Origin of the sequence: Candidatus Solirubrobacter pratensis (assembly GCF_000425945.1) — a bacterium.
GTDB classification, from domain to species: domain Bacteria; phylum Actinomycetota; class Thermoleophilia; order Solirubrobacterales; family Solirubrobacteraceae; genus Solirubrobacter; species Solirubrobacter pratensis.
On record NZ_AUEK01000006.1, the window covers coordinates 297,574 to 319,621 of the forward strand.

Genomic DNA, 22,048 nt, shown 5'->3' on the forward strand with positions numbered 1-22,048 from the left:
CCGGCCGACGTGGAGAAGCGCACGATGCAAGGACGAACGAACCGGCAGCGTGCGGTCGTGCGGGCCGCGTGTGCGACCGCTGCCGCCCTGGCGTTGTCGGCGCCGATCGCGTCGGCGCAGCAGCCCGGTGGCGAGACGCAGCTCCGCTCGACGCTCGCGGCGCAGATGGCGCAGGGTCCGGCGGCCGCCGGGGCGTACGTCGTCGATCTCACGGACGGGCACGTGGTCTTCGACGATCGCAGCGGGGACAAGCGCCTCTCGGCGTCGGTCACGAAGCTCTACACGACGTCGACGGCGCTGATGGAGCTCGGCCCGCGCGCGCGCTTGGCGACGCGCGTCCTCGGCGCAGGCCGCCGCGCCGGAACCACCTGGGTCGGGGACCTCTACCTGCGGGGCGGCGGGGACTTCACCTTCGGCACCGCGGCGTTCGCCCGCAAGGCATACGGATCGAGCGCGAGCGTCGAGCGGCTCGCCACCGCGTTGCGCCGTTCCGGCCTGCGGCGGATCCACGGCTCCGTGTTCGGCGACACGTCGCTCTTCCGCGACAACGGCGGCACGCCGTTCGGCCTCGTCCTCTGCAGCGATCCGCTGTTCGGGCGGCGCTGTCCATACGGCCCGGCCGGAAAGCTGGAGCGGCCGATGCCGAACGGTCCGCGGACCCCGATCGGCTTCGACCGCGGGCTCAGGAACGCGACGGGCGCCGAGCCGCAGCGCCGACCGGCCAGGTTCGCGGCACGCGGGCTCGTGCGCGCGCTGCGTGAGGCGCGCATCACGGTGGACGGGCGCGCGGGCGCGGCTCGGACGCCGGCGAGCGCACGCACGCTCGCGGCGACGCGATCTCCCACGGTCGCTCGGCTCGTTCAGCTGATCAACCGGCCGTCGGACAACTACGCGGCCGACACCATGCTCCGGGTACTCGGTGCGCGGGTCGCCCGGGACGGGTCGCGCGCGGGCGGAGCGCGCGTCGTCTCGCGCACGATCGCGCGCCGCTTCGGGCTCGCGCCGGAGATTCGGACGGGCTCGGGCGAGACCATCCTCGACCGCACGTCGCCTCGCGAGCTCGTCCAGCTGCTGATCCGCATGCGGGCGCGCCCCGAGGGCCGCGCCTTCGCGCGGTCGCTCTCGCTCGCAGGGGAGAGCGGCACGCTCCTGCGCCTCCACGGAACCGTCGCGGACGGCCGCTGCCAGCTCAAGGACGGGACGCGCGTCGACCCCGATCAGCCGAACACGACGCTCAACATCACCGGCTACTGCCACAGCCTGGGCGGGAGGACGTTCGCCTTCGCCGTGATGATGAACGGGATGCCGCTGGAGTTCGTCCCGCCGGACCGGATCGTCTCGCCGGCGTACGCGCTCCAAGACGCGATCGTCGAGGCGCTCGCCGGCTATCCGGGCTGACGGACGATCCGCGGCGCCGTTCGACTCACGTCACGATCGCATCGCCGGGTGCGCGCAGCAACGTCGCACGCGTGGGCGCACCATTGCGCCGCGCGCCCGGCGGGAGCGATGCTGTAGTCGCGATCCGAAGAGGGAAGGCGGCGCCATGAGCGAGATGATGTACGTGTTGGCCGCGTCCTATGACGACGTCGACCGCGCGCTGGCGGACTACCAGGCGATCGATGCGGCATACCGCCACGTCGGCTCGACGCACGACTTCGACGCGACCGTGGTGGCGAGGGACTCGACCGGCGAGGTCCAGATCGTGCGAAGGCACGACGAGCCGACGCGTCACGCCACCGGCGCGGGCCTCGGATGGGGCCTTGCGGCCGGAGCGGTGGCGGCGCTGTTTCCCGCCGTGGGCATCCTCGGCGCGCTTGCCGCCGGCGGGGGCACGGGCGCTGCGCTCGGCGCCATGGCCGGGCATGCGGCGCGCGCGATGAGCCGCGACGATCTCAAGACGCTCGGCGAGGTCTTGGATCGCGGCGACGCGGGCCTTGTCGTCGTCTACGGTCCGGACATGGCGGACCGGATCGCGACGAGCCTGTCCGGTGCGAAGCACAAGGTGCAGACGACCACCAGCGTCTCGCCAGAGGCGTTCGCGGCGAGGATCCGGTCGGCACAAGCGGAGGAGAGCGCCTCGCCGGACCGCGCGTGATGCCGATCGGCATGCGCTCGGCGCTCTGCGTCGTGGCAGCCGGCGCGCTCGCCGCAGGCTGCGGCGGCGGCGACCGGCTCTCCAGCTCCGACCTGCCGCGAGCGCCCGCCGCGCTGCACGTGTCGAGCCCGGCGTTCATCGACGGCTCGCGCCTGCCACAGCAGTACACGTGCGACGGCGCCGGCGACGAGCCGCCCGTCCAGGCTGGGACGGGCCCGCCGAGCACGCGTGAGCTCGTGCTCGTCGTCTCTGACCCCGATGCGCCCGGCGGGACCTACGTGCACGTGACCCGCTACGGCCTCGATCCGCGCGGCGACGGCTCCGTCGACCACGGCGGCCGTGAGGGCCGCAACAGCGCCGGCAAGACCGGCTGGAGCGCGCCGTGCCCGCCGAAGGGCGACGACGCGCACCGGTACGTGTGGTCGGTCTATGCGCTGCGCGATCCGACGGGACTCCACGCCGGCGCCAAGCCCGGCGAGGTCGGCGACGCGGTGCATCAAGGCCTGCTCGCGAGCGGCACGATCACCGCGCGCTACGCGCGCTGACGCGGCGATGCCGCCCCTGGCGATGCCTCGACATCGCCGTCATCTATGGGTATCGCGGCGGCCAAGGATGCGGGCATCCTCGACGGGCTCACGCGCACACCATTGTGAGACCGGCGCGCTTGACGAATGCTGCGGTCGTGGCGAAGACGACTCCCGCCCGCGAGTCGGCGCGGATCGCCCTCGAGCCCGCCGTCCACACGGGCTGAGAAAGGACTGACATGGCCACCACCGCACCGCCTCCGACGACGACCGAGGCTCCGACCTGGCATGTGCTGTCCGCCGAGGGCGCCGTCGAGGAGTTGCACGTCAAGCCCGACCGGGGCCTGACGAGCCAGGAGGCGGCCGAGCGGCTCGCTCGCTACGGGCCCAACCGCTTCGCCGAGGCGAAGGCCGAGCCGCGCTGGCACGCGTTCCTGCGCCAGTACCAGGATCCGATGCAGATCGTGCTGGTGGTGGCGGGCGTGATCTCGATCTACCCCGTCAAGCAACCCGGCACGGGGATCGTGATCCTGCTGCTGACCCTGCTCAACGCGGTGCTCGGCCTCAACCAGGAGGGCAAGGCCGCGGCGGCGGTGGCGGCGCTCGCGAAGATGATGATCGTCAAGGCACGGGTGCGCCGCGACGGGGCGCTGGCGCAACTGCCCGCGGAGCAGCTCGTGCCCGGTGACGTCGTCGAGATCGAAGCCGGCGACGTGGTGCCGGCCGATGGGCGCGTCCTCGCAACGGCGACGCTGGAGGTCGCCGAGGCGGCGCTGACCGGGGAGAGCCTGCCGGTCGGCAAGGGCATCGACGCCGTCGCGGCGGCCGATGCCGCGCTCGGCGACCGGACCGACATGGTCTACATGAACACCAACGTGACACGCGGCACCGGCAGGTTCGTCGTCACCGCGACCGGGATGGCCACCGAGGTCGGCCACATCTCGGGGATGCTCCAGCGTCAGGCCGAGTCGAAGTCCCCGCTGACGGGGCAGCTCGAGAGGCTGACCAAGCAGCTCGTCACGATCGCCGGGCTGGCGCTGGTCGCCTCGGTCGTCCTGAACATGGCGCGCGGACAGAGCTTCACCGAGGTCTTCACCGTGGCCGTCGCGTTCTCGATCGCGGCGATTCCGACGGGGCTCCCTGCGGTCGTCACGACGATCCTGTCGCGCGGCACGCGCCTGCTGGCCGACGCCGACGCGATCGTCAAGCGCCTGCGCTCGACCGAGACGCTCGGCGCCACGTCCGCGATCTGCTCGGACAAGACGGGCACGCTGACGCTCAACCAGATGACGGCGGTCGAGCTGACCCTCCCCGGCCGCCGCTACAAGGTCTCGGGCAGCGGCTATTCGACGGACGGGCAGATCAAGCGCGCCGGCGGCGAGCCCGACATCCCGCTCGAGCAGTTCATGTTCCCGCTCGCGCTCGCGTGCGATGCCGTCCTCACCGACGCCGGCGAGATGATCGGCGATCCGACCGAGGGCGCGCTCGTCGTGCTGGCGGAGAAGGGCGGCCTGGACCTCGAGCTGACCCGCGAGCGCTATCCCCGCGTAGCCGAGCTTCCCTTCGACACCGCCTACAAGCTGATGGCCACGTTCCACCGCATGACCGACGACTCGGGCCGGGACGTCATCCGCTGCTTCGTCAAGGGCGCGCCCGACCAGCTGCTCGCGCGCGCGTCGTCGCATCTCGACCCGAGCCTGGCGACGGTCGCCGTGGACGAGGACTTCAAGGCGCGCTACCTGGCGGAGAACGAGCGGCTCGCCGAGCAGGGCCTGCGGGTCATGGCGACCGCGCGCAGGGACTTCGACCCGGCCGGCTTCGACCCCGGCGCAGACCTGCTGGAGCTGATGCGCGATCTCACGCTGCTGGCGCTCGTCGGCATCGTCGACCCGCCCCGGCCGGCGGCGAAGGCGGCGATCGCCACCGCGCACGCCGCAGGCATCCAGGTCCGCATGATCACCGGCGACCACGCGATCACGGCGGAGGCGATCGCGCGCGAGCTCGGGATCGAGGGCCAAGCGATCACCGGCGCGCAGTTCGCGGAGCTGAGCGACGAGCAGGCCGATGCCGAGATCGACGGGATCGGGGTGATCGCACGTGTGACTCCCGAGCAGAAGGTCCGCCTCGTCGACATCCTCAAGCGCAAGGGGCACGTCGTCGGCATGACGGGCGACGGCGTGAACGACGCCCCCGCGCTCAAGCGGTCCGACATCGGGATCGCGATGGGGATCACGGGGACCGAGGTCTCCAAGGAGGCCGCGGCGATGATCCTCACCGACGACAACTTCGCGACGATCGTGAAAGCCGTAGAGCTCGGGCGCGGGCTCTACGACAACCTCGTCAAGTACATCCGCTTCCAGATGGGCGCGCTGGCCGGCCTGATCATGACGTTCCTCGGCGCCAGTCTCCTCAACATCGTCTCCGGCATCCCGTTCCTGCCGCTGCAGACGCTGTGGCTCAACTTCACCACGCAGGTGTTCCAGTCGGTCGGACTGGGCTACGGACAGCCGAGCCATGGGCTGATGGAGCGCCGTCCGCGCAAGCCCGAGCAGCCGATCCTCAAGCGCGCAGACACGCGCTGGTTCGTCGTCGCCGGGCTCGTCATGGCGGTGGCCACGCTCGGCGTCGCGGCCGGGGCCGAGCACGCCGAAGGAGAAGCCCTCGCGCGCACGATGGCGCTGACGACGTTCGCGATCGCCAACCTGCTCTTCTCGTTCACGGCCCGCGACGAGCTCCGCTCCGTGTTCAGCCTCGACACGTTCAACGACCGGACGTTCCTCGTCGCGTCGCTGATGTCCGTCGGCGCGATCGTGTTCGCGACCGAGCTGCGGTTCTTCCAGCGGATCCTCCACACCGTGGAGCTCACCGGCAACCAGTGGCTGATCTGCATCGGCGCGGGCCTGACGATCATCGCCGCCTCGGAGATCCGCAAGCTCCTGCTGCGTCGCGGGCGCCGCCGGTGAATCCGTCCGGCGCCGGCGTCTCACCGCCTCCGGCGCTCGATCGCGCGCGTCGCCGTGGCCGAGCACACGGTCCCCATCAGCGATCCCACCACCACGTCGGCCGGGAAGTGAACGCCGGTGTGCACGCGGGAGTAGGCGACGAGCGCGGCGAGCACCCGCAGTGCCGCGCTTTCGCGATGGAGCGCGTGGCCCGCGCCGGTCGCAAACGCGAATGCGCTCGCGGCGTGGCCGGAGGGGAGCGACCGCGACGCCGGCATCGGCACGTGCCGCGCGACGGGGACCTGGAGCGCGATCCGATCGGGGCGGCGCCGGCGCGCCAATGGCTTCGCCACGAGGTTCACCGCCGCGCTGGTGACGGCGATCGAGGCGAGTCCGGCGCCGGCGGCGCGCCGGCCGCGCGGGCCCCTGGCCACGGCCAGCGCGGAGGCGGTCGCGATCCACAGGACGGACCCGTCCGCGGCATGCGAGAGCGCGATCATGAAGCGGTCCAGCGAGGGCGTCGGAGTCGCCGCGACGGCGGCGTAGATCGCGTGGTCGACGCGCTCGGCGTCGAGCAGCCACCGCGGCCGCCGGCGGGAAGTCATGAGCTCGGATCCTCTGTGGCCGTCACGTCGTCCCCGGGCCCGCGCCGGTGGCGCGGAGCGGGCGTCTCGGAGCCATGCTAATCGCGCCCGTCCCCGTCGAGGAGCTTGCGAGCCTGATCGAAAGGCGCTCACCGTGACGATCATCCCGCGCTGGGAGTGGCGGGCCTTCGGTGACAGCTTCGGGCCGGCGGAGCGCCGCTTCGAGTCGCTCTCACCGGAGCGGGTGGAGGAGAGCGACGAGGTCTACCTGCTCTCGCTCGAGAGCGACGCCTCCGTCAAGGTCCGCGCCGGGCTGATGGACGTCAAGCATCGGCTGGACACGAACGACGACGGGCTCGAGCAGTGGCGGCCGGTGCTGAAGGCGTCGTTCCCCCTCGCGGCTGCGGACGCCGGCTTCGTCCTCGAGACCCTACGCGCGGCCGCCCCGCGGCCCGATCGTCCCGCCGGCACGCTCGACGACCTGACGCGGGGGCGCGAGGACGTGCTGGCGCTCGAGGTCCACAAGCGCCGCGAGCGCTACACGATCGGCGGCTGCATGGCCGAGCGCACCGAGCTTCGGACCGCCAAGGGCGCGACACGCACGATCGCCGTCGAGGCGGAGGATCAGGATCGCGTCAGCGCGGTCGTGCGCGAGCTCGGCTTGAGCTCTCGCCGCGTCGTCTGCGTCGCGCGCGGGCTCAAGGCGCTCGTCGGCTTCGGCTCCCGGCGCTACGCGGTCATCGACGTCGGGACCAACTCGGTCAAGTATCACCTGGGCGAGCGCCGTGCCGACGGCGAGTGGCGCAAGATCGCCGACCGCGCCGAGGTGACCCGGCTCGGCGAAGGCCTCGACGAGACCGGGCGGCTGGGCGCGGCGCCGATCGAGCGGACGGTCGAGGCGATCGCCGGGATGGCCGGCGACGCGAGCCGGGACGGGGCCGAGGCGATCGCGGCGGTCGGGACCGCCGGGCTGCGCATCGCGCCCAACGCCGCGGAGCTCGTCGATGCCGTGCTCGCTCGCTGCGGCGTCCGGGTCGAGATCATCCCCGGCGAGGAGGAGGCACGCCTCGCGTACCTCGCGGCGACCGCGGGGCTGGGTCTCGCCGGCGGCTCGCTCGTGGTGTTCGACACCGGCGGCGGCAGCTCGCAGTTCACGTTCGGCGACGGCGAGCGCGTCGACGAGCGCTTCAGCGTGAACGTCGGCGCCGCGCGCTTCACCGAGCGCTACGGCCTCGACGGACTGGTCTCCGAGGACTCGCTGACGGCGGCGCTCGACGCGATCTCCGGCGAGCTTGCGCGGCTCGACGGCCGGTCGACGCCCGACGCCGTCGTCGCGATGGGCGGCGCCGTCACCAACCTCGCGGCGGTGAAGCACAGACTCGCGGCGTACGACCCGGACGTCGTGCAGGGCACCGTGCTCGACCGCGGCGAGATCGACCGGCAGATCGAGCTCTACCGCGCCCGCACGGCCGAGCAGCGCCGCGCGATCGTCGGCCTGCAACCCAACCGGGCCGAGGTCATCCTGGCCGGCGCCTGCATCGTCCGGACGGTGCTCACACAGCTCGGCCGGGAGTCGCTCACCGTGAGCGATCGCGGCCTGCGGCACGGCCTGCTCGCAGAGCGGTTCACGCCGTCGCGGCGCAATACCGGGTGACTGCTCGCCGGTGGGAGCGCGCCGGTGACCAACGACCTCTACCGGCACGACGACGCACCACCTTCGGGTGTGTTCTAGCCGTCGGCCAGTCGCCGTGCGGTGCGCAGCCGGTCGTCGGCCGCTGTCGCGGCGTGCTCGAGCTCATGGAGGCGGACGAGGCTGGTCGGATGCGATCCCTGCATGCGAGCGCGGTACAGCGCGAGCCGATCGCGGTGGTAGCGCGCCTGCGCTTCCAGAGCACTCAGGTCCGCGGCCGCAGCCGCTCGGGCCGGGGGATCGTGGCGCACCGTCCTCGCCGGTAGCTGAGGCGCCCTACGACGCCGGGGGATTCGCATCACATCCGAATCTAGTCCGTCTGGCCCGAACCCTTAGACGGTGATGACGAGCTTGCCGCGAGCGTGGCCTTGTTCCATGTATCGGATCGCCGCGGGAGCCTCGCCCAGCGGGTACGTCCGATCGATCGCCGGCGCGACCTTCCCGGCTTCGATGAGGTCCCGGAGGACGGTCAGGTCCTCGGCGTTCTCTCTCGCGACGAACGTCCCCAGCTTCTGGGTCACCAGCGGGGACAGCAGTTGCGCCCGCAACTGGCGGTCGACGCCTCCGAGCCAGCGTCCGCCGGTCTCGCCGCCGACGATGACGAGCCTTCCCCGAGGCGTGAGCGCCCGACGGAGATGTGACAGCCGGCGGTTGCCTCCGATGTCGAGGATCACGTCGTAGGGGTGGTTCCCCTCTGCGAAGTCCTCGTGCGTGTAGTCGACGACGTGGTCTGCGCCGAGGGCTCGCACCATGTCCGCCTTGCCCGCGCTGCACACGCCGGTGACTTCGGCTTCGAAGGCCTTGGCGATCTGCACCGCGAACGTCCCGACGCCCCCGGACGCACCCACCACCAGCAAGTTCTGACCCGCCTGGACCTGCCCGTGGTCGCGCACGGCCTGGAGCGCTGCCTGGGCGGAGACGGGGACGGCTGCCGCATGCTCGAAGGAGAGGTTCGCCGGCTTGATCGCGAGCCTGCCGGGTTCGGCGCGTGCGTACTCGGCGAAGGAGCCGGCGCAGGTGCCGAATACCTCATCGCCGACTCGGAACTCGGTCACGTCATCACCGATGGACTCGATCGTTCCTGCAACGCTCCTGCCCGGGTTGAGGGCCTTCGGCGCGCGGAGCCCGAAGCCTGCGAAGCGGATGGGGTACGGCAGACCGGTCATCAGATGCCACGTGCCGCGGTCCACGCTGGCCGCGGTCACGCGCACGAGGACGTCGCCGTCTCGGATCGTCGGCCTGCCGACCTCCTCGACCCGGAGCACACGTCCAGCGTCGGTGCCGTATTCGTCTTGGACGATCGCCTTCATCGAACTCACGCCCCGGGTCCCGCGCGCGGCGATCGATGCCGCATCGCGGGGCGCCATCGGAGAGGAGCTGGTCATCGTGGACCTCCGTGCTTTCGGCCAGGGCGTGCGCGCGATCTCCGCGCGTCAGGAGCACTGGCGCATGGCGGGCCGAGCGACAGGACGCGAGCGACCGCGCTCCGTCGGGCCCGAGAGATATGGACCGGCCCCGCAGGCGCAGCCAATGGGCCCTCGCTCCCGGCCTCGCGGCGCTGTGCGCCGTCGGCGGCATTCGGGCTTGGGCTGAGGATGCCGGCTGCAGGGCCGGCTCAACGTCCACACTACTCCGATCGCGACGCCGCGAGCGCGATCTGCGGCAAGGGTGCTACGCGCTCTCGCGCAGCGCCCGCGCCCACGTGCGGCGCCGCGCTCGGGCGTCCCGGCAAGGGGGCGATCCCGGCAGTCGGATAGGATCAGGGTTCCAGGCGTCTACGGAAGGGGTCGGGATGACCCACGTTTGCTGCCCAAGCTGCCGGCTGCGCTTCACGCGCGCCGCCGCGGCATACCTCGTGGCCTGCCCGACCTGCGGCGAGCCACCTCGACCAGTCGACACGGCAGACCGTGTCCTCGGATACCGCCTGCTCTCGGACGACGACCGCTCCGACACGCTGCCGCACGCGGTCGCCGTCGCGATGCCGATCGACCGGCCCGGCCCGAAGCCGTCCTAGGCATCAGTCCGGCGGGTCAGGATCGGCGCCCGACCGCGATCCGTTCCGCCGGCTGGATCTCGAAGCGGAAGTCGCATTCGCGCTCCCAGGCCTCCAGGACCCGTAGCTCGCCGCGACGGTCGATGTCGTCGAGCACCACGACGGCGTCAAGAGCGAGGCGCTCGGCGAGCGCCGGCAGCGCTGGATAGCGGCTGAGCTCGGTCTCGGGCTCGAACGCCGGCGGCCCGTCGACCAGAAGCAGGTCGATTCGCCGGGGAAGGAAACGCAGCGGGTGCTCGGCGTACCACGGCAGTCCGTCGCGGGCGAGCGGGTGCGGCTCCAAGGGTGCGAGCATGATCTGCGCGGTCTCGGCGAGTCCGGCGGCGGCGAGATTGCTGCGCACGCGCGTGGCCCACGTCTCGTCGTGCTCGAGCGAGACCAATCGTCCTCCACGCTGCTGTACGAGCTCGGCCAGCTTCAGCGTGCTGAAGCCCGATCCGCACTCGACGACCGACGGACGCTCACGCGAGGTCACCTCGGCGCAGACGACGGCAAACCCCGCTGCCGTCATCGCGCCTGTGGACCATGTCAGCGGCGCGTCGGGGTCGACCGTCGGCTCGGAGGTGATCTCGCCGGGGCTCACGCGACGATCTCCACAGCCGCCGGCTCGGGAGCGAGCAGGTCGCGGTAGGTGCTCTCGTAGACGTCGGCAACGCGAGTGGGCTCGTAGTGGTCGGTGAAGTCGCGCAGCCGCAGCGGCCGTGGCAGCTCGTCGTTCAGCACGAGGTCGAGCGCAGCGGCCAGGGCCTGCGGATCCTCGGGCGGTACGAGGATTCCGCGGCCGTCGCCGAGGGTGGCCGGGAAGCCGTCGACGTCCGTCCCGATCACGGGAACCCCGTGGGCCAGCCCGATGATCGCGGTCTGCGAGAACGACTCGTCGCGCGACGGGATCGCGAGCACGGTGGCGCCGGCGATGTATGAGCCGGGATCGGGGACCCAGCCGAGGAAGCTCACGCGCCCCCCGAGGCCGTACTCGCGGACCTGGTCCTCCAGGATCGGGCGCAGGTGGCCCTCGCCGAGGATGAGCGTCGGGGGCGGATCGTGCAGCAGCCGGAGGGCTTCGATCAGGATGTCGGGGCCCTTATCGGCATGCAGGCGGCCGGCGAACACGATGCGCGGGCTGGGCAGTCCGGCGAGCGGATGGGCGTGGGTCCCCACGACGGGAGAGATGCCCTCGCGCATCCGCTCGAGCGGAAGGCCGTGCGCGAGCACCGTGTCGCGGGCACTCGGCCCGTGCGCGAAGAACACGTCGACGCGCTCGAGCGCTTCGCGCATCTCGGCGGTGTAGGGCCGATCGGGCCAGAGGTACTGGTTATGCTCGCTGGCGACCAACGGAGTGCCCGCCGACGTCGCGAGCGCGGCCGCCCACCATGCGCCGAACATGTGCGCGTGGACCAGGTCCGCCGCAGCCAGCCTGGGTGCGAGCCAGGCGGCAAAGCCCAGCGCCGGCGTCCACTGCAGGTTCCCGTCGTGCCCCCAGATCGCAGGCTCCGCGCCATGCCGGCGCGCGAGCTCGATCCCCTCCGGGCTCGCCCAGCCACACAGCAGCTCAGACGTGATACCGCGACCGCGCAACTCGGCCATCACCCGCAGCATCGACAGCTGCGCCCCACCCGGTTCCAGCTTGGCCATGACTCGCGCGACGTTCACAATGTCGTAACCCATAGCACTCAGCCCACGAACATTTGTGAACGAGCAAGGACCACCGTCGTCGCGACTGCGCGGTGCGAGCCGTCCTGACCTGAGCAGTAGGCTCGCTCGCATGGATTCCAGATCCGTAGGGGACCTCGTGAGCGTCGCGACCGGTGGTCCGGACGTCGACGGCATCGTCTTTGACGCGCCGAGCGCCACGAAGGTCGTGGTCGCCGTCGTCGACCGCGCTCGCGGGCCGGTGTTCCGCACGGTGCACCCGGACACGCTCAGCGATCGCACCGAGGTGGGCGCCGACGACAAGGCGCTGCGTCTGCTGCTCCGGCGGACCCCACCACCGGTCCACGGCGCGGCTCGCGATGGGTCGAGCGCCGGACGCCGGCGCGCCGGCCACACGCGCGCCGCGACGCACCGGACGACCGGCCGCTAGTGATCGCCGGCGGCAGGCGGCCTTCACGCGGCTAAACTGTCGGTGAGACGCGCTGACACCCGACGCGCCCCAAATGAGAGCTTCCAGCGAAGGGCGAGCAAGGTGATCCGCATGAGTGTGACCTCTAGTGCACCGGAGTGCTCTTGACGTCTGCCGGCGTCCAGCGGCGCCCGCGGCGTGGAGCGCGAGAACTGGCGCGGGCAGTCGATGGTGGCCGCCACGTGGGCGAGGCGCTGCGGCACCTCGACACGTACGGCTCAGAACCCGATGCGGTCGTTCTCGCGGAGGCGCTCGCGCGCTTCCTCGTCGCGCGCTGCGAGTCCCACCACGCGGGCTGGCGCGTCGTTCGCCAGGTCGTCGTGGACTCCGCCGCCGACGCCCCGTGGGAGAAGTGTGCACGACGCGCGGTCCCGCAGGTGGCGGCGGACTTGCTGGACCTTTCCGCCCAGGAAGGGCGCACCCCGCTGCATCGCGCCCAGCACCTCGCGGCTCGCCGCCGCGCCGAGAAGATCGCCGGCCACCTCGACCACGCCGCGGTCCTCACCGACCTCGGGCTCGAGCCCGCCGTCGTGGACGAGGACCGCTGGCGCGAGGCCATCGGCGGTGCTGTCGTGGCGCGCTCGCGCGAGCAGGTCTCGCAAGCGATCGCGCGGTCCCTGGGCGCATGCTGACCCGCCGAGATGCCGGTACGCCGATGCCTCAGCCGATGATCACCGCACTCCTCGACGACGGTCCGCTCAAAGGAGATCGCGTCGAGGTCGAGATGCTCGAGGGGCGTCCGCCAAGGACCCTCGACCTCCCCGCCCGCGACGACCACGGCGCATGCCGCTACTGCCTCGACGGCTTGGTCCAGAGCGGAGCGTCAGCGGTCTACACCTTCCTCTACCGCGTCTGACGCCGAAGCGCTCGCCGGGCCGACCGACGGCCGTCCGCCGCGCGATCTTCAGCTCATGCGTCGCGTCGGCCCAGCGCTTGTCGCCACCGTCGCCAGACGTCCACGAGACGGTCCGCGAGGTCGTCGAGATCGGCTGCCGCCGGCGACCACGAGGCGTCTTCGACATCCGCCATGATCGTCTGCACGACGGCGCCGACGCGTGCGCTCGCCTCCAAGCTCGCCACCGCCTGAGCCACCTCATGCGGATCCACGCCCCCAGGCGTCAGCCGCTCCACCACACTCGCATCGGCTCCCCTGTCGAGCGCATCGTCGACGAGCGAAGCGTCGCCCCCGGTGAGCTCGACGAGCCGCTCGCGCGGCACGCCCGCCGCCGCCGCGCGAGTCAGCGTGAAGGCCAGCAGCTGCACGCCGCGAGCGAGCGCCGTCGCGGCGGCATGCCGGCCCTGATCGGGGCGGCCGGCGACGGCGACCGCAGCCACGAGCTCGCGGTGGCGCTCGGCCGCGGCGGCCAGCTGCCGCTCGGCCTCCCGCGCTGCTGCCTCGGGCTCGGCCATCCCGACATGCTGGCACCTCGGACGTCCAGCCGCTGCGATCGCGACCATCGTCGTGCCTTCGGGGACCATGCGGGCGTCAAGGGCTCAGAGCGATGCAGTAGGGTGGAGGTTGCCGTGGAACTCCCGCGGTGCTCCGCAGACGACCTCGCCCCGCCATAGCGATGCACGGCGCTGGCCGCTGCCCGACCAGGAGGGCACATGCCCACCAGCAGCTCGTGCGACACACGTCACTCCGAAGACGCCGTTCGCGCTGCGGTGATCCGCCTCTCGCGACCCGATGGTGACGGTGGCGCCGTCATCGAGCGAGCCGCGATCCTCGCCGAGGGCGCGCCGGCCGCCGCGATCGAGGCGTGGGTCGTCGGCCACGGCGGCCAGCCCGAGGCCCCGACGGTCGGCGCTCCCGCGCCCGGCCTGTACGCGCTCCGGCCGGACCGGGCGGCGACCGGCGGCGGACGCGCGCCACGGCGCTACGTGCTCCCTGTGACCGCCCTGGGGTCGAGCCGATGAAGGAAAAGGCGACAGAGCCACTGCGCGGCGACGCCGCCTGGCGCGCCGAAGTGCAGGAGATCGCGAAGCGCAACGACGCGGCGCGCGCCGCGGGCGCGCGCCGGCGCGCCGCAAAGGACGCGACGGTGGCCGACGAGGCCGCCCAGTCGGCCCGGCGCGAGATGCGAAGCCTGCGCGACCTACCCGGCGCCTGAGCGGTCCATAACCACCAACCTGCGCCCCTGGGCGTCCCCGCCGACGTCGCCTCGTCCACTCGGCTGGGTGCGCGGCCACGCCTCCACGCACAGCCGGCGCCATTTGCGACGACCCTGATTCCGGTCGCCCAGCGTATTCTGTCAAGAGGAATCGTCGATGCTCCGTACCCCATCACAGCCCCGGCCCGGGCGCTCCGGGGCCGATGGGGCGAGCGCCTCCGGCACGGTCCACGGCCGCCGGCTATCGCCCCTCGACGGCTCGTTTCTGCGCCTGGAGTCGCCGCACTCGCATATGCACGTCGGCTTCAGCGCGGTGTTCGCTGCGCCCTCCGGACGTGCCCGCCCGTCGGTGGAGGCGCTGCGCGAGCGGGCGGCGGGACGGCTGCACGAGGTGCCGTGGTGTCGCTGGCGGCTTGACCCGGCGCCCTTGGGGCTGTCCGAGCCGCGGTGGGTCGACGATGTCCGGTTCGACCTCACCGCACACATCGTGGCGCTCACGCCGCCGGACGACCGCGTCAGCTACGCCAGCTTCGAGGCGTTGCGCTCGACGGTCCTGTCCGCTCCGCTGGACCGAGCGCGGCCGTTGTGGCAGATCTTCCTCGTCCCCCAGCTCGAGGACGGGCGGGTCGGGATGATCGGCAAGATCCATCACGCGCTGGTCGACGGACTCGCCGCCCTACAGATCGTCAGCCTGATCCTCGACGCGGAGTCCGACGCGGCGTCGCAGCCCCCGCTCGCCTGGCAGCCACACGAGCGCCTCGGCTGGCCGCTGGACACCGTCTCGCGGACGTTCGCCGACGCCATCGGCGCGCTGCAGGCCGCGGCGACCGCGGCCGCGCACCCGCCGATGAGCGTCGCGAATGCCGCGCGTGCTGCCAAGCAGCTTCTCGGCGCGGCCGCCGAGGAAGTCCTGTCACCGGCACCGCCGAGTGCGCTCAACCGGCCGATCGGCGCGCGTCGCACGCTCGTCGGCTACCACGCCGGCCGCGACGAGCTGCGCGCGGCACGCCGCGCCGGCGGCACGCTCAACGATGTCGGCCTCGCCGCCGTCGCAGGAGCGGTACGGGCGCTCCTGCAGCACGACGGCGAGCGGCCGACGCAGCCGCTGAAGGCGATGGTTCCCGTGAGCATGCGCCGCCTCGGCGACACCGCCGCCGGCAACCAGATCTCCATGATCACCATCGCGCTGCCCGTCCATCTGGGTTCCGCGAGCGAGCGCCTGCGCTGGGTGCGCGAGCAGACCGGGCGCCTCAAGCAACAGGACCGGCCCGACGGCACGCACAAGCTCTACCAGGCCGCGGGTCTGCTGCCTGCGCCGCTTCGATCACCGGCGGCCAAGGCGATGGCCACAGCGCGACAGTTCAACCTCACCGTCTCCCAATCGCCCGCCCCGCGAGGGTCGCTCTTCCTCCTCGGATGCGAGCTCGAAGAGGTCTACTCCGTCGTCCCCATTACCGCGGGCCATCCGCTCGCGATCGGAATGGTCCGTTATCGCCAAGAGCTCTTCTTCGGCTGCTACGCCGATCCCGATGCGTTGCCGCAGGTCCATCGGCTCCCCGCGCTGATCGAGGCGGAGTTGCGGGAACTCGGCCGTGCGGCGACACGCGCTTGACACCATCCACCTGGATGGTGATAGGCTGGTGTGGAGATGGCGAAGGGAGCGACGGATGGCTAGGCCGAAGAAGGCGGCCGAGGTCGAGAAGAGCGAGAAGATCACCATCAACGTAGGGCTGGTCGACCTCGGCCAGATCGACCTGCTCGTCAACGAAGGCTTCTTCGCAAACCGCACCGACTTCATTCGTACGGCCATCCGGCGCCAGCTCGAAAGCCGGTCGGGCGCTGTGGACAGCACTGTGGCCCGCCGCGCGCTGACCCTCGGCAGCGAGCACTACAGCCGCCACGACCTCGAGGTGCTCCGGGACGCCGGTCGCATGATCGAGGTGCGCGTCCTCGGGCTGGCGAGCATCGCCGACGACGTCTCCCCCGAACTCGCCCTCGCGACCATCGCCGCGGTCGAGGTCCTGGGTGCCTTCCGGGCGCCTCGGGCGGTCAAGGCGGCGCTCGCACCACGCACGACCTGAGCGGTCCCGCGCGCTCGGCGTAGCCGAACGCGCGGTCTTGGCATCACCACGGCACGGAACGCCGGCGCTGGTCGCCGGCGCCCACACCCGACCCCTGAGAGGGACACGATGAACACCGACACGAACGCCACGATGATCGAGGCGCTGCGGCTCACCCGCGCCGGGCAGTTGACGGAGGCCGTTGCGCTCCTACAGGCCGGGCTTGCCGGCACCGGCAGCGCCTCGCCGGACGCGTCGACCTTCGCGCAGCCGGCCAACCGCCTGGGCCGCTTCGGCCGGCCGCTGCCGATCGGCAGCCACGGCGTGCTCCCCGAAGCGCCGCCCGCCTACGCCGGCCCAGCGCTCGACGGTCTCCTCGATCGCCTCAAGGGCACGCTGCCCGGCCTGGCCCACATTCCCTCGACCGGGCTGCCCGGACCTCTGCGGGCGCCCGGGTCTGACGCGGCGGCGGCCGCCGCCGCCGCCGCTCCCGGTGGGGAGATCCGCCACCTCGTCCACACCGAGGCCGGCGGGACGCGCAACTACGACGTCTACGTCCCCACCGGCTACACCGGCGACCCCGTCCCACTCGTCGTCATGCTCCACGCGGGCAAGCAGGACGCCACCGACTTCGCGGCCGGCACGCGCATGAACGATCTCGCCGAGCAGCACACCTTCCTCGTCGCCTACCCCGAGCAGTCGAGCGCGGCCAACCCAGGGGGCTACTGGAACTGGTTCTCCCCCGCCGACCAGCGCCCCGGCGCGGGGGAGCCGGCCATCATCGCCGGCATCACCCGCCAGGTCATGCGCGACCTCGCCGTCGACCCGACCCGCGTCTACATCGCCGGACTCTCCGCCGGCGGCGCGATGGCCGCGGTGATGGCCGCGACCTACCCCGACCTGTACGCCGCGGTCGGCGTGCACTCCGGGCTCGCCTACGGCGCCGCGCACGACCTCGGGTCCGCCTTCGCGGCCATGCAGACGGGGGGCACACCGACCTCCGCCAGCGCGACCCCGCTCATCGTCTTCCACGGCGACCGCGACGCGATCGTGGCCCCGATCAACGCGGACAAGCTCATCGCCTCGCGGCTCGCGGCGGGCGACATCACCGGCCAGGATCAGTCGCCGACGACAATCGGCAACGGAGGCCGCCCCTACACCCGCACCGTGCACAACAATCTCGACGGCACGCCCGTCGCCGAGTCCTGGACCGTCCACGGCGGCGGCCACGCCTGGTACGGCGGCAGCCCCGTCGGGTCTTACACCGACTCCCAAGGCCCCGACGCCTCCGCTGAGATGGTCCGGTTCTTCCTCCTGCATCAGTCGCCCGCGCGCTGAGACGGAGGCTCCGTGACATCGGCGCCCCGGCGCGGCGACTCGTCGCCGCGCCGGCTCGGCGGTTCGCCGGCTCTACCTCCGTCTCGCCCGCGCCGAGTTCGACCGGCTCACGGGCTGAGCTCGCCCAGGGACGTAGGCGAGCGAGGAACAGTCGATCGCGTGGATCGCGTGGATCGCTGGGCTTGTCCGGGCGATGCAGCCGGAGTACGGTTGGCGCGACCCGCAAGGGAAGACGACGGATGAGGTTCGACCCTCAGCAGGACGACCGAAGCGGTACGGGCTGCGTCACCCGACGCGGGTTCCTCCACAGCGGCGCGGTCGGAGTGGGCGGATTGGCGGGCATCGGGCTTCTCGGCCCGGGAGTGGTGTTCGCGAAGCGGCGCCACGGTCCGCGGCCCATCCCCGGCGGCTTCGACGAGAACTTCCAGCCGGTGCCCAAGCACCCGGTCATCCACCTGCTCGCGCCGGGCATCGGATCGGAGATGTCGACGATCACCGATCTCAACGGAATCGTCGGCGGCTCCGAGATCCGCGGCATCGCCCACGGCAGCGATGGCTCGACGTACGACTTCGACGCCGACATGCGCTTCATGCGCGGCACCTATGTCGGCCTCGACCGCCGCGTGCACCACGGCACGTTCGGCTTCATCTGAATAGATCTGTTCGACACGGGCGCCGTGGGCGACCCGACGCATCAGCAGCACGACTGGGAACCGGGCATCGCGCCTTCTGGCCTGGCCTGGACGATCGCGGTATCCCCCTCGGCGATCCGCTTCGACCTCAAGACGGGCGCGGCGCGCTTTCACGCACGCGACCTCGCGATCACGGACTTCCACGACTTCATCAGTGCGGTCAAGGGCGGCGGTCCTGCGCCGGTCCCCGGGCACGTGACCTTCGACGTGCGCTGGGCCGGCCACGGCAAGAAGCGCAAGATCCGCGACAAGACCTTCGGCTTCTCGGGCACGTACGTCACCGGGCCGGCGACGATCACCTTCAGTGCGTCGAACGACGGCACGGGCGTGACGTACACCTCGGATCCCAACGGGCAGTCCAACCCGGCGGTCGCCCAAGGCGGCGCCGGTCTCCCGGCAATCGGCCGCGAGCGCAACGGCGTCTTCTTCCACTGACCGGCGGCGACGAGCCACAGGACGCACCCTGGATGCGTGAGAAGCTCCGTCTCATCCCTCCGTCGCGGGGGCGGGGGAGGCAGCTTGCAGGCGAGTCATCGTGACGTACGCGACGGCGGACAGCCCGAAGGCCACGAACACGCCGTAGCGGTAGAGCTGATCGAGGAAGTTCGGATCGGCCACCACACCGCCTTCGGTCGTCGCGGCGTTGATGAACCCGGGCAGCACTGGGATCACGCCCACCGCGACGGCCCCCAGAGCAGGCCAGTTGAAGCCGTTCGAGAACCAGTACTCGCCGCCCTCGCCGTAGCGGTAGAGCTCCGCGACGTTCAGGCGCGTCCGCCGCCGCAGCCAGTAGTCGACGACCATCACCGCGAGGAAGCTGGCGAGCAGGCTCCCGTAGCCGACCAGCCAGGTGAAGATGTAGGCGCCGACGTTTTCGTAGAGCTGCCACGGGAACGAGATCACGCCGATCACCGCGGTGATCAGACCGCCGGTACGGAACGAGATCTGACGCGGCGACAGGTTCGAGAAGTCATTCGAGGGTGAGACGACGTTGGCGGCCATGTTCGTCGAGATCTGCGCGATCACGACGATCACCATTGCGAACACAAGCAGAACCGGCAGATCGTCGAGCAGCCGGGCGACCAGCACGACGGGGTCCCAGATCGGCTTGCCGTACTCGACGATCGTCGCCGAAGTGACGGCGATGCCGATGAACGAGAAGCCGGTCATCGTCAGTGGCATGGCGATGCTCTGGCCGACCACCTGCGAACGCTGGTCCTTCGCGTAGCGAGTGAAGTCGGGGATGTTCATCGAAAGCGTGATCCAGTAGCCGACGTTCGCCGCGAGGCCAGGCCCGAAGAGCGCCCAGAAGCTTTGATCGTCGGTGATCAGCCGAGACGATGCCGAGAAGACGTTGCCGCCGACGCCGAATGCCCAGATCAGCAGCGCGATGCTCGAGCCCAGCAGCAGCGGAGCGGTGGTGCTCTCGAGGAACTTGATGCCCTCGATGCCCCGCAGGATGATCGCGACCTGGATCAGCCAGAACACGGCGAACGCGATCGCCTTGTGGCCGTTCACGTCGGCCCAGCCCGAGGTGAGCGTCGTCATCAGCGTGTCGAGCGCGAGGGCCCCGATCCAGGTCTGGATGCCGAACCAACCGCAGGCCACGAGTGCCCGCGCCATCGCGGCGACGTTCGCGCCGCGGATCCCGAAGCTCGAGCGCACGAGCACCGGGAACGGGATGCCGTACTTGGTGCCGGGATGCGAGTTCAGCAGGATCGGGATCAGCACGATGGTGTTGCCGAGCGACACGGTCAACAGCCCCTGCCACCACGTCATGCCGGCGGCGATCAGCCCGGACGCCAACGTGTAGGTCGTGATGACGATCGAGAGCCCCACCCACAGCGCGGCGAGGTGATACGTCCCCCAGGTCCGCCGCTCCGCGCCGGTGGGCGCGAGGTCCTTGTTCGATAGGTGCGACTCGGCGAATGTGCTCATCCCTCGTCCTCCTCCCATGCGAGCATGGATTCGTGCGCCGCGGAGACCGAACGCGGCGCGTGTTCCTGTCTAGCCCGTCCCGCCACTCCGGAAGCTTCTCCCCACGATCAGCGATCAGCAACTTAAACCATCCTGCTCGCCCCAAGCCCGTTTCTCGTGGCGGTTAGCGTCCGTCACGGCTCCAGCGCGCGAGTCTCCGAGGCCTCACTGACCCTCCACGACCTCGCCGCGTCGTCCCGTGCTGCCGGCGGCGACGACGTTCGCTGGCGACGCCGTATGAGAGAGGAGTCGCACGGCCTCGTGAGGGTCTCCGGACGGATATTCGCGATCCCGCACGTTGTGCCCAGGCATCGGCATATGGGACGTGCAGACCGCTCAAAGCACGGAGGCTTCGTTTCGGTGGGGAGGCCTCTGGCGTTGACGTGTGCCTTCGCGGTGCTGGCACTCGCCGGCACGGCGACGGCGCGGTCGCTGATCGGGTCGGGCGACATCCGCGACAACAGCGTGCAGGGGCGCGACATCCGCAACGGCACCATCACCGCGGCCGACTTCAGCGCATCGCTACGCTCCTCGATCGCGCGGCCCGGCGCGCCGGGCACGCCCGGGCCTCCGGGCGTCGCCGGACCGGCCGGACCGAGCGGGGCGCCAGGGCCCGCCGGTGCTGCAGGCCCGGCCGGACCGAGCGGCTCTCAGGGTCCGCCAGGCCCTGCCGGTGAGACCGGCCCACGCGGTCCCGCGGGCGCGTCGCCGGCGGGACAGTGGATCGGCGGACGGCTGCTCGACAAGCTCGCCGGCGACGTCACAGACGCCTCGATCCTCGTACTCGGCGACTCGACCGGCAACGAGCCCGGCAAGTGGCCGGAGCTCGTGCTGCGCGGGCTCGCTGAGCGCTACCCGCGTTACACGGTCACCTACCTCCAGTTCAACCTCAACGGCTTCCAGGACGTCTACACGCTCCCCGGTACCGGAGCGCACACGTTGACTCTCTACAACGCGTCGTGGGGCGGCACGAGCCCGCGCTGGGACCTCGCCCCCTATGCCGACGAGTTCGCCGCGCTGCAGCCCGACCTGATCGTCATCAGCCACGGCCACAACGACGGCTACACGGTTTCCGCCGAGCCCTACTGGCGCGACGACCTCCTCGCGCTCAGCGAGACCGTCTCACAGCTTTCGCCCGCCTCGGAGATCGCTCTCATCGCCCAGAATCCCCGCACCGCGGACGACTCGATGGACGCGCGCCAGTACGCCACCGCGTCGGTCGCCGCGATGCGCGGCTACGGCTACGTCAACGTCTGGCGCGCCTTCGAGGACGCCAGCCATGGCGACCCCGCGACGCTGCTCGTCGCCGACGGCATCCACCCCAACGCGGCAGGCCAGCGGGTCTGGGCCGACGCCGTGCTCGCCCAACTGCGCAACGTCCCCGGCGCCATCGGCTCACAACAGCCCTCATCTCTCTCGGTTCCCGTCACCAACCTGCTCATCGACGGCGACTTCGCCCAGCTCGCGCCGCCCGACCTCCCCGGCTGGACCCGCGACGGCGCGACGCTCGACAAGGACACCGTCCACTACGAGAACCCCGCCGGCTACGCGCTGCGCATCCGTGCCGCCGGCAACACCGCCGCCAGCATCACGCAGGACGTCGACGGCATCGTCGCCCTGCGAGGTCGCTGGCTCACCGCCGGCATCCGCGTCCGCATCCCCGATGGTGCCCCCGACACGGCCGGCCGTCGCCGACCCGGACCGCGCGCTCAGCGACATGGTGGAGCAGTACACCGCCGCCGGCCAGGCGCGCGGCGCCGCCGAGGTGGCCTCCTCCGGCAACAACCGGGTGACCGCGCGACCTGGCGAGGATCCGTCGCGAGCGCAGGCCGAGCAGCGCACCGCGCTCACCCCTTCGAGTGA

Annotated in this window: 23 protein-coding genes; 17 read left to right on the forward strand and 6 right to left on the reverse strand. The window is 71.6% G+C overall.

The features are described 5' to 3' along the window. Nucleotides 1-24: 24 nt before the first annotated feature. From H958_RS0105225 to H958_RS0105240, 4 genes are all read left to right on the forward strand, one after another. Nucleotides 25-1,398, forward strand: coding sequence for a D-alanyl-D-alanine carboxypeptidase/D-alanyl-D-alanine-endopeptidase (locus H958_RS0105225; protein WP_156027699.1), 1,374 nt, complete (start codon nt 25-27; stop codon nt 1,396-1,398). A 145-nt stretch (nt 1,399-1,543) separates the two neighbouring features. After that, nucleotides 1,544-2,095, forward strand: a complete 552-nt coding sequence (locus H958_RS0105230) for a DUF1269 domain-containing protein (RefSeq protein WP_028057886.1) — start codon at nt 1,544-1,546, stop codon at nt 2,093-2,095. Continuing rightward, nucleotides 2,095-2,640 (forward strand): YbhB/YbcL family Raf kinase inhibitor-like protein, encoded by a 546-nt coding sequence (locus H958_RS0105235; RefSeq protein ID WP_081685619.1) that lies wholly within the window; start codon nt 2,095-2,097, stop codon nt 2,638-2,640. The genes H958_RS0105230 and H958_RS0105235 overlap by 1 nt, the downstream gene beginning before the upstream one ends. 218 nt (nt 2,641-2,858) lie before the next feature. After that, nucleotides 2,859-5,582: a cation-translocating P-type ATPase gene (locus tag H958_RS0105240; protein ID WP_028057888.1), complete on the forward strand. Its 2,724-nt coding sequence runs from the start codon at nt 2,859-2,861 to the stop codon at nt 5,580-5,582. A gap of 20 nt (nt 5,583-5,602) precedes the next feature. Here the strand turns inward: H958_RS0105240 and H958_RS0105245 are convergent, their stop codons facing one another. Next, entirely contained in the window at nt 5,603-6,166 is a 564-nt protein-coding gene (locus H958_RS0105245) for a phosphatase PAP2 family protein (RefSeq protein ID WP_028057889.1), read from the reverse strand. Between the two features lie 133 nt (nt 6,167-6,299). Here H958_RS0105245 and H958_RS42800 point away from each other — a divergent pair, with 133 nt between their 5' ends. Beyond that, entirely contained in the window at nt 6,300-7,799 is a 1,500-nt protein-coding gene (locus H958_RS42800; protein ID WP_051323848.1) for a Ppx/GppA phosphatase family protein, read from the forward strand. A gap of 368 nt (nt 7,800-8,167) precedes the next feature. On the opposite strand, the gene H958_RS0105260 is transcribed toward H958_RS42800, so the two are convergent. After that, complete coding sequence (locus H958_RS0105260) at nt 8,168-9,145, reverse strand: NAD(P)-dependent alcohol dehydrogenase (RefSeq protein ID WP_028057892.1); 978 nt, start codon at nt 9,143-9,145, stop codon at nt 8,168-8,170. A gap of 482 nt (nt 9,146-9,627) precedes the next feature. Here H958_RS0105260 and H958_RS45900 point away from each other — a divergent pair, with 482 nt between their 5' ends. Beyond that, nucleotides 9,628-9,849, forward strand: coding sequence for a hypothetical protein (locus tag H958_RS45900; protein ID WP_156027700.1), 222 nt, complete (start codon nt 9,628-9,630; stop codon nt 9,847-9,849). Between the two features lie 16 nt (nt 9,850-9,865). On the opposite strand, the gene H958_RS35170 is transcribed toward H958_RS45900, so the two are convergent. Continuing rightward, nucleotides 9,866-10,471: an O-methyltransferase gene (locus H958_RS35170; RefSeq protein ID WP_051323849.1), complete on the reverse strand. Its 606-nt coding sequence runs from the start codon at nt 10,469-10,471 to the stop codon at nt 9,866-9,868. Next, nucleotides 10,468-11,520 carry a glycosyltransferase gene (locus H958_RS42805; protein WP_051323850.1) on the reverse strand — a complete coding sequence of 351 codons (1,053 nt, stop codon included), beginning with the start codon at nt 11,518-11,520 and terminating at the stop codon, nt 10,468-10,470. The genes H958_RS35170 and H958_RS42805 overlap by 4 nt, the downstream gene beginning before the upstream one ends. Nucleotides 11,521-11,650: 130 nt before the next feature. Here H958_RS42805 and H958_RS0105280 point away from each other — a divergent pair, with 130 nt between their 5' ends. The 3 genes from H958_RS0105280 to H958_RS0105295 all read left to right on the forward strand — a co-directional run bounded on the left by H958_RS0105280 (nt 11,651) and on the right by H958_RS0105295 (nt 12,863). Next, the gene (locus H958_RS0105280) at nt 11,651-11,968 is read left to right on the forward strand and encodes a hypothetical protein (RefSeq protein ID WP_196807219.1); all 318 of its coding nucleotides are present in this window, start codon (nt 11,651-11,653) and stop codon (nt 11,966-11,968) included. Between the two features lie 221 nt (nt 11,969-12,189). Continuing rightward, a complete protein-coding gene (locus tag H958_RS0105290) occupies nt 12,190-12,639 on the forward strand; it encodes a hypothetical protein (RefSeq protein ID WP_028057895.1) in 450 nt (149 codons plus the stop codon). A 35-nt stretch (nt 12,640-12,674) separates the two neighbouring features. Then, nucleotides 12,675-12,863, forward strand: a complete 189-nt coding sequence (locus H958_RS0105295) for a hypothetical protein (RefSeq protein WP_156027701.1) — start codon at nt 12,675-12,677, stop codon at nt 12,861-12,863. A gap of 53 nt (nt 12,864-12,916) precedes the next feature. Here H958_RS0105295 and H958_RS0105300 read toward each other — a convergent pair whose 3' ends face one another. Further along, nucleotides 12,917-13,417, reverse strand: coding sequence for a TroA family protein (locus tag H958_RS0105300; protein WP_028057897.1), 501 nt, complete (start codon nt 13,415-13,417; stop codon nt 12,917-12,919). Between the two features lie 255 nt (nt 13,418-13,672). Between H958_RS0105300 and H958_RS0105305 the strand changes: the two genes are divergently transcribed. The 7 genes from H958_RS0105305 to H958_RS0105335 all read left to right on the forward strand — a co-directional run bounded on the left by H958_RS0105305 (nt 13,673) and on the right by H958_RS0105335 (nt 18,643). Next, a complete protein-coding gene (locus H958_RS0105305) occupies nt 13,673-13,924 on the forward strand; it encodes a hypothetical protein (RefSeq protein ID WP_028057898.1) in 252 nt (83 codons plus the stop codon). Continuing rightward, entirely contained in the window at nt 13,921-14,118 is a 198-nt protein-coding gene (locus H958_RS0105310; protein ID WP_028057899.1) for a hypothetical protein, read from the forward strand. Before H958_RS0105305 ends, H958_RS0105310 begins: the two co-directional genes overlap by 4 nt. Nucleotides 14,119-14,275: 157 nt before the next feature. Beyond that, on the forward strand, nt 14,276-15,730 hold the full coding sequence (locus tag H958_RS0105315; protein WP_081685622.1) for a wax ester/triacylglycerol synthase family O-acyltransferase: 1,455 nt from the start codon (nt 14,276-14,278) through the stop codon (nt 15,728-15,730). Nucleotides 15,731-15,785: 55 nt separating this feature from the next. Next, complete coding sequence (locus tag H958_RS0105320; RefSeq protein ID WP_028057901.1) at nt 15,786-16,199, forward strand: CopG family transcriptional regulator; 414 nt, start codon at nt 15,786-15,788, stop codon at nt 16,197-16,199. 108 nt (nt 16,200-16,307) lie between these two features. After that, nucleotides 16,308-17,516, forward strand: a complete 1,209-nt coding sequence (locus tag H958_RS0105325; protein WP_028057902.1) for an extracellular catalytic domain type 1 short-chain-length polyhydroxyalkanoate depolymerase — start codon at nt 16,308-16,310, stop codon at nt 17,514-17,516. Nucleotides 17,517-17,848: 332 nt separating this feature from the next. After that, complete coding sequence (locus H958_RS0105330; RefSeq protein ID WP_231379173.1) at nt 17,849-18,169, forward strand: hypothetical protein; 321 nt, start codon at nt 17,849-17,851, stop codon at nt 18,167-18,169. Between the two features lie 24 nt (nt 18,170-18,193). Then, nucleotides 18,194-18,643: a hypothetical protein gene (locus H958_RS0105335; RefSeq protein ID WP_028057904.1), complete on the forward strand. Its 450-nt coding sequence runs from the start codon at nt 18,194-18,196 to the stop codon at nt 18,641-18,643. A gap of 51 nt (nt 18,644-18,694) precedes the next feature. Here the strand turns inward: H958_RS0105335 and H958_RS35180 are convergent, their stop codons facing one another. Beyond that, nucleotides 18,695-20,146, reverse strand: a complete 1,452-nt coding sequence (locus H958_RS35180) for an NCS1 family nucleobase:cation symporter-1 (protein WP_037409293.1) — start codon at nt 20,144-20,146, stop codon at nt 18,695-18,697. Nucleotides 20,147-20,563: 417 nt separating this feature from the next. Here H958_RS35180 and H958_RS0105345 point away from each other — a divergent pair, with 417 nt between their 5' ends. Further along, the gene (locus H958_RS0105345) at nt 20,564-22,048 is read left to right on the forward strand and encodes an SGNH/GDSL hydrolase family protein (RefSeq protein WP_028057905.1); all 1,485 of its coding nucleotides are present in this window, start codon (nt 20,564-20,566) and stop codon (nt 22,046-22,048) included.

What these genes read in the sequence shown, in the direction of transcription:
- H958_RS42805 (WP_051323850.1), bottom strand. Translation starts at nt 11,520, where the DNA reads ATGGCCAAGCTGGAACCGGGTGGGGCGCAGCTGTCGATGCTGCGGGTG.
- H958_RS0105245 (WP_028057889.1), bottom strand. Translation starts at nt 6,166, where the DNA reads ATGACTTCCCGCCGGCGGCCGCGGTGGCTGCTCGACGCCGAGCGCGTC.
- H958_RS35180 (WP_037409293.1), bottom strand. Translation starts at nt 20,146, where the DNA reads ATGAGCACATTCGCCGAGTCGCACCTATCGAACAAGGACCTCGCGCCC.
- H958_RS0105260 (WP_028057892.1), bottom strand. Translation starts at nt 9,145, where the DNA reads ATGAAGGCGATCGTCCAAGACGAATACGGCACCGACGCTGGACGTGTG.
- H958_RS0105230 (WP_028057886.1), top strand. Translation starts at nt 1,544, where the DNA reads ATGAGCGAGATGATGTACGTGTTGGCCGCGTCCTATGACGACGTCGAC.
- H958_RS0105320 (WP_028057901.1), top strand. Translation starts at nt 15,786, where the DNA reads ATGGCTAGGCCGAAGAAGGCGGCCGAGGTCGAGAAGAGCGAGAAGATC.
- H958_RS0105315 (WP_081685622.1), top strand. Translation starts at nt 14,276, where the DNA reads ATGCTCCGTACCCCATCACAGCCCCGGCCCGGGCGCTCCGGGGCCGAT.
- H958_RS0105235 (WP_081685619.1), top strand. Translation starts at nt 2,095, where the DNA reads ATGCCGATCGGCATGCGCTCGGCGCTCTGCGTCGTGGCAGCCGGCGCG.
- H958_RS45900 (WP_156027700.1), top strand. Translation starts at nt 9,628, where the DNA reads ATGACCCACGTTTGCTGCCCAAGCTGCCGGCTGCGCTTCACGCGCGCC.
- H958_RS0105280 (WP_196807219.1), top strand. Translation starts at nt 11,651, where the DNA reads ATGGATTCCAGATCCGTAGGGGACCTCGTGAGCGTCGCGACCGGTGGT.
- H958_RS0105325 (WP_028057902.1), top strand. Translation starts at nt 16,308, where the DNA reads ATGAACACCGACACGAACGCCACGATGATCGAGGCGCTGCGGCTCACC.
- H958_RS0105295 (WP_156027701.1), top strand. Translation starts at nt 12,675, where the DNA reads ATGATCACCGCACTCCTCGACGACGGTCCGCTCAAAGGAGATCGCGTC.
- H958_RS0105310 (WP_028057899.1), top strand. Translation starts at nt 13,921, where the DNA reads ATGAAGGAAAAGGCGACAGAGCCACTGCGCGGCGACGCCGCCTGGCGC.
- H958_RS0105240 (WP_028057888.1), top strand. Translation starts at nt 2,859, where the DNA reads ATGGCCACCACCGCACCGCCTCCGACGACGACCGAGGCTCCGACCTGG.
- H958_RS0105225 (WP_156027699.1), top strand. Translation starts at nt 25, where the DNA reads ATGCAAGGACGAACGAACCGGCAGCGTGCGGTCGTGCGGGCCGCGTGT.
- H958_RS0105300 (WP_028057897.1), bottom strand. Translation starts at nt 13,417, where the DNA reads ATGGCCGAGCCCGAGGCAGCAGCGCGGGAGGCCGAGCGGCAGCTGGCC.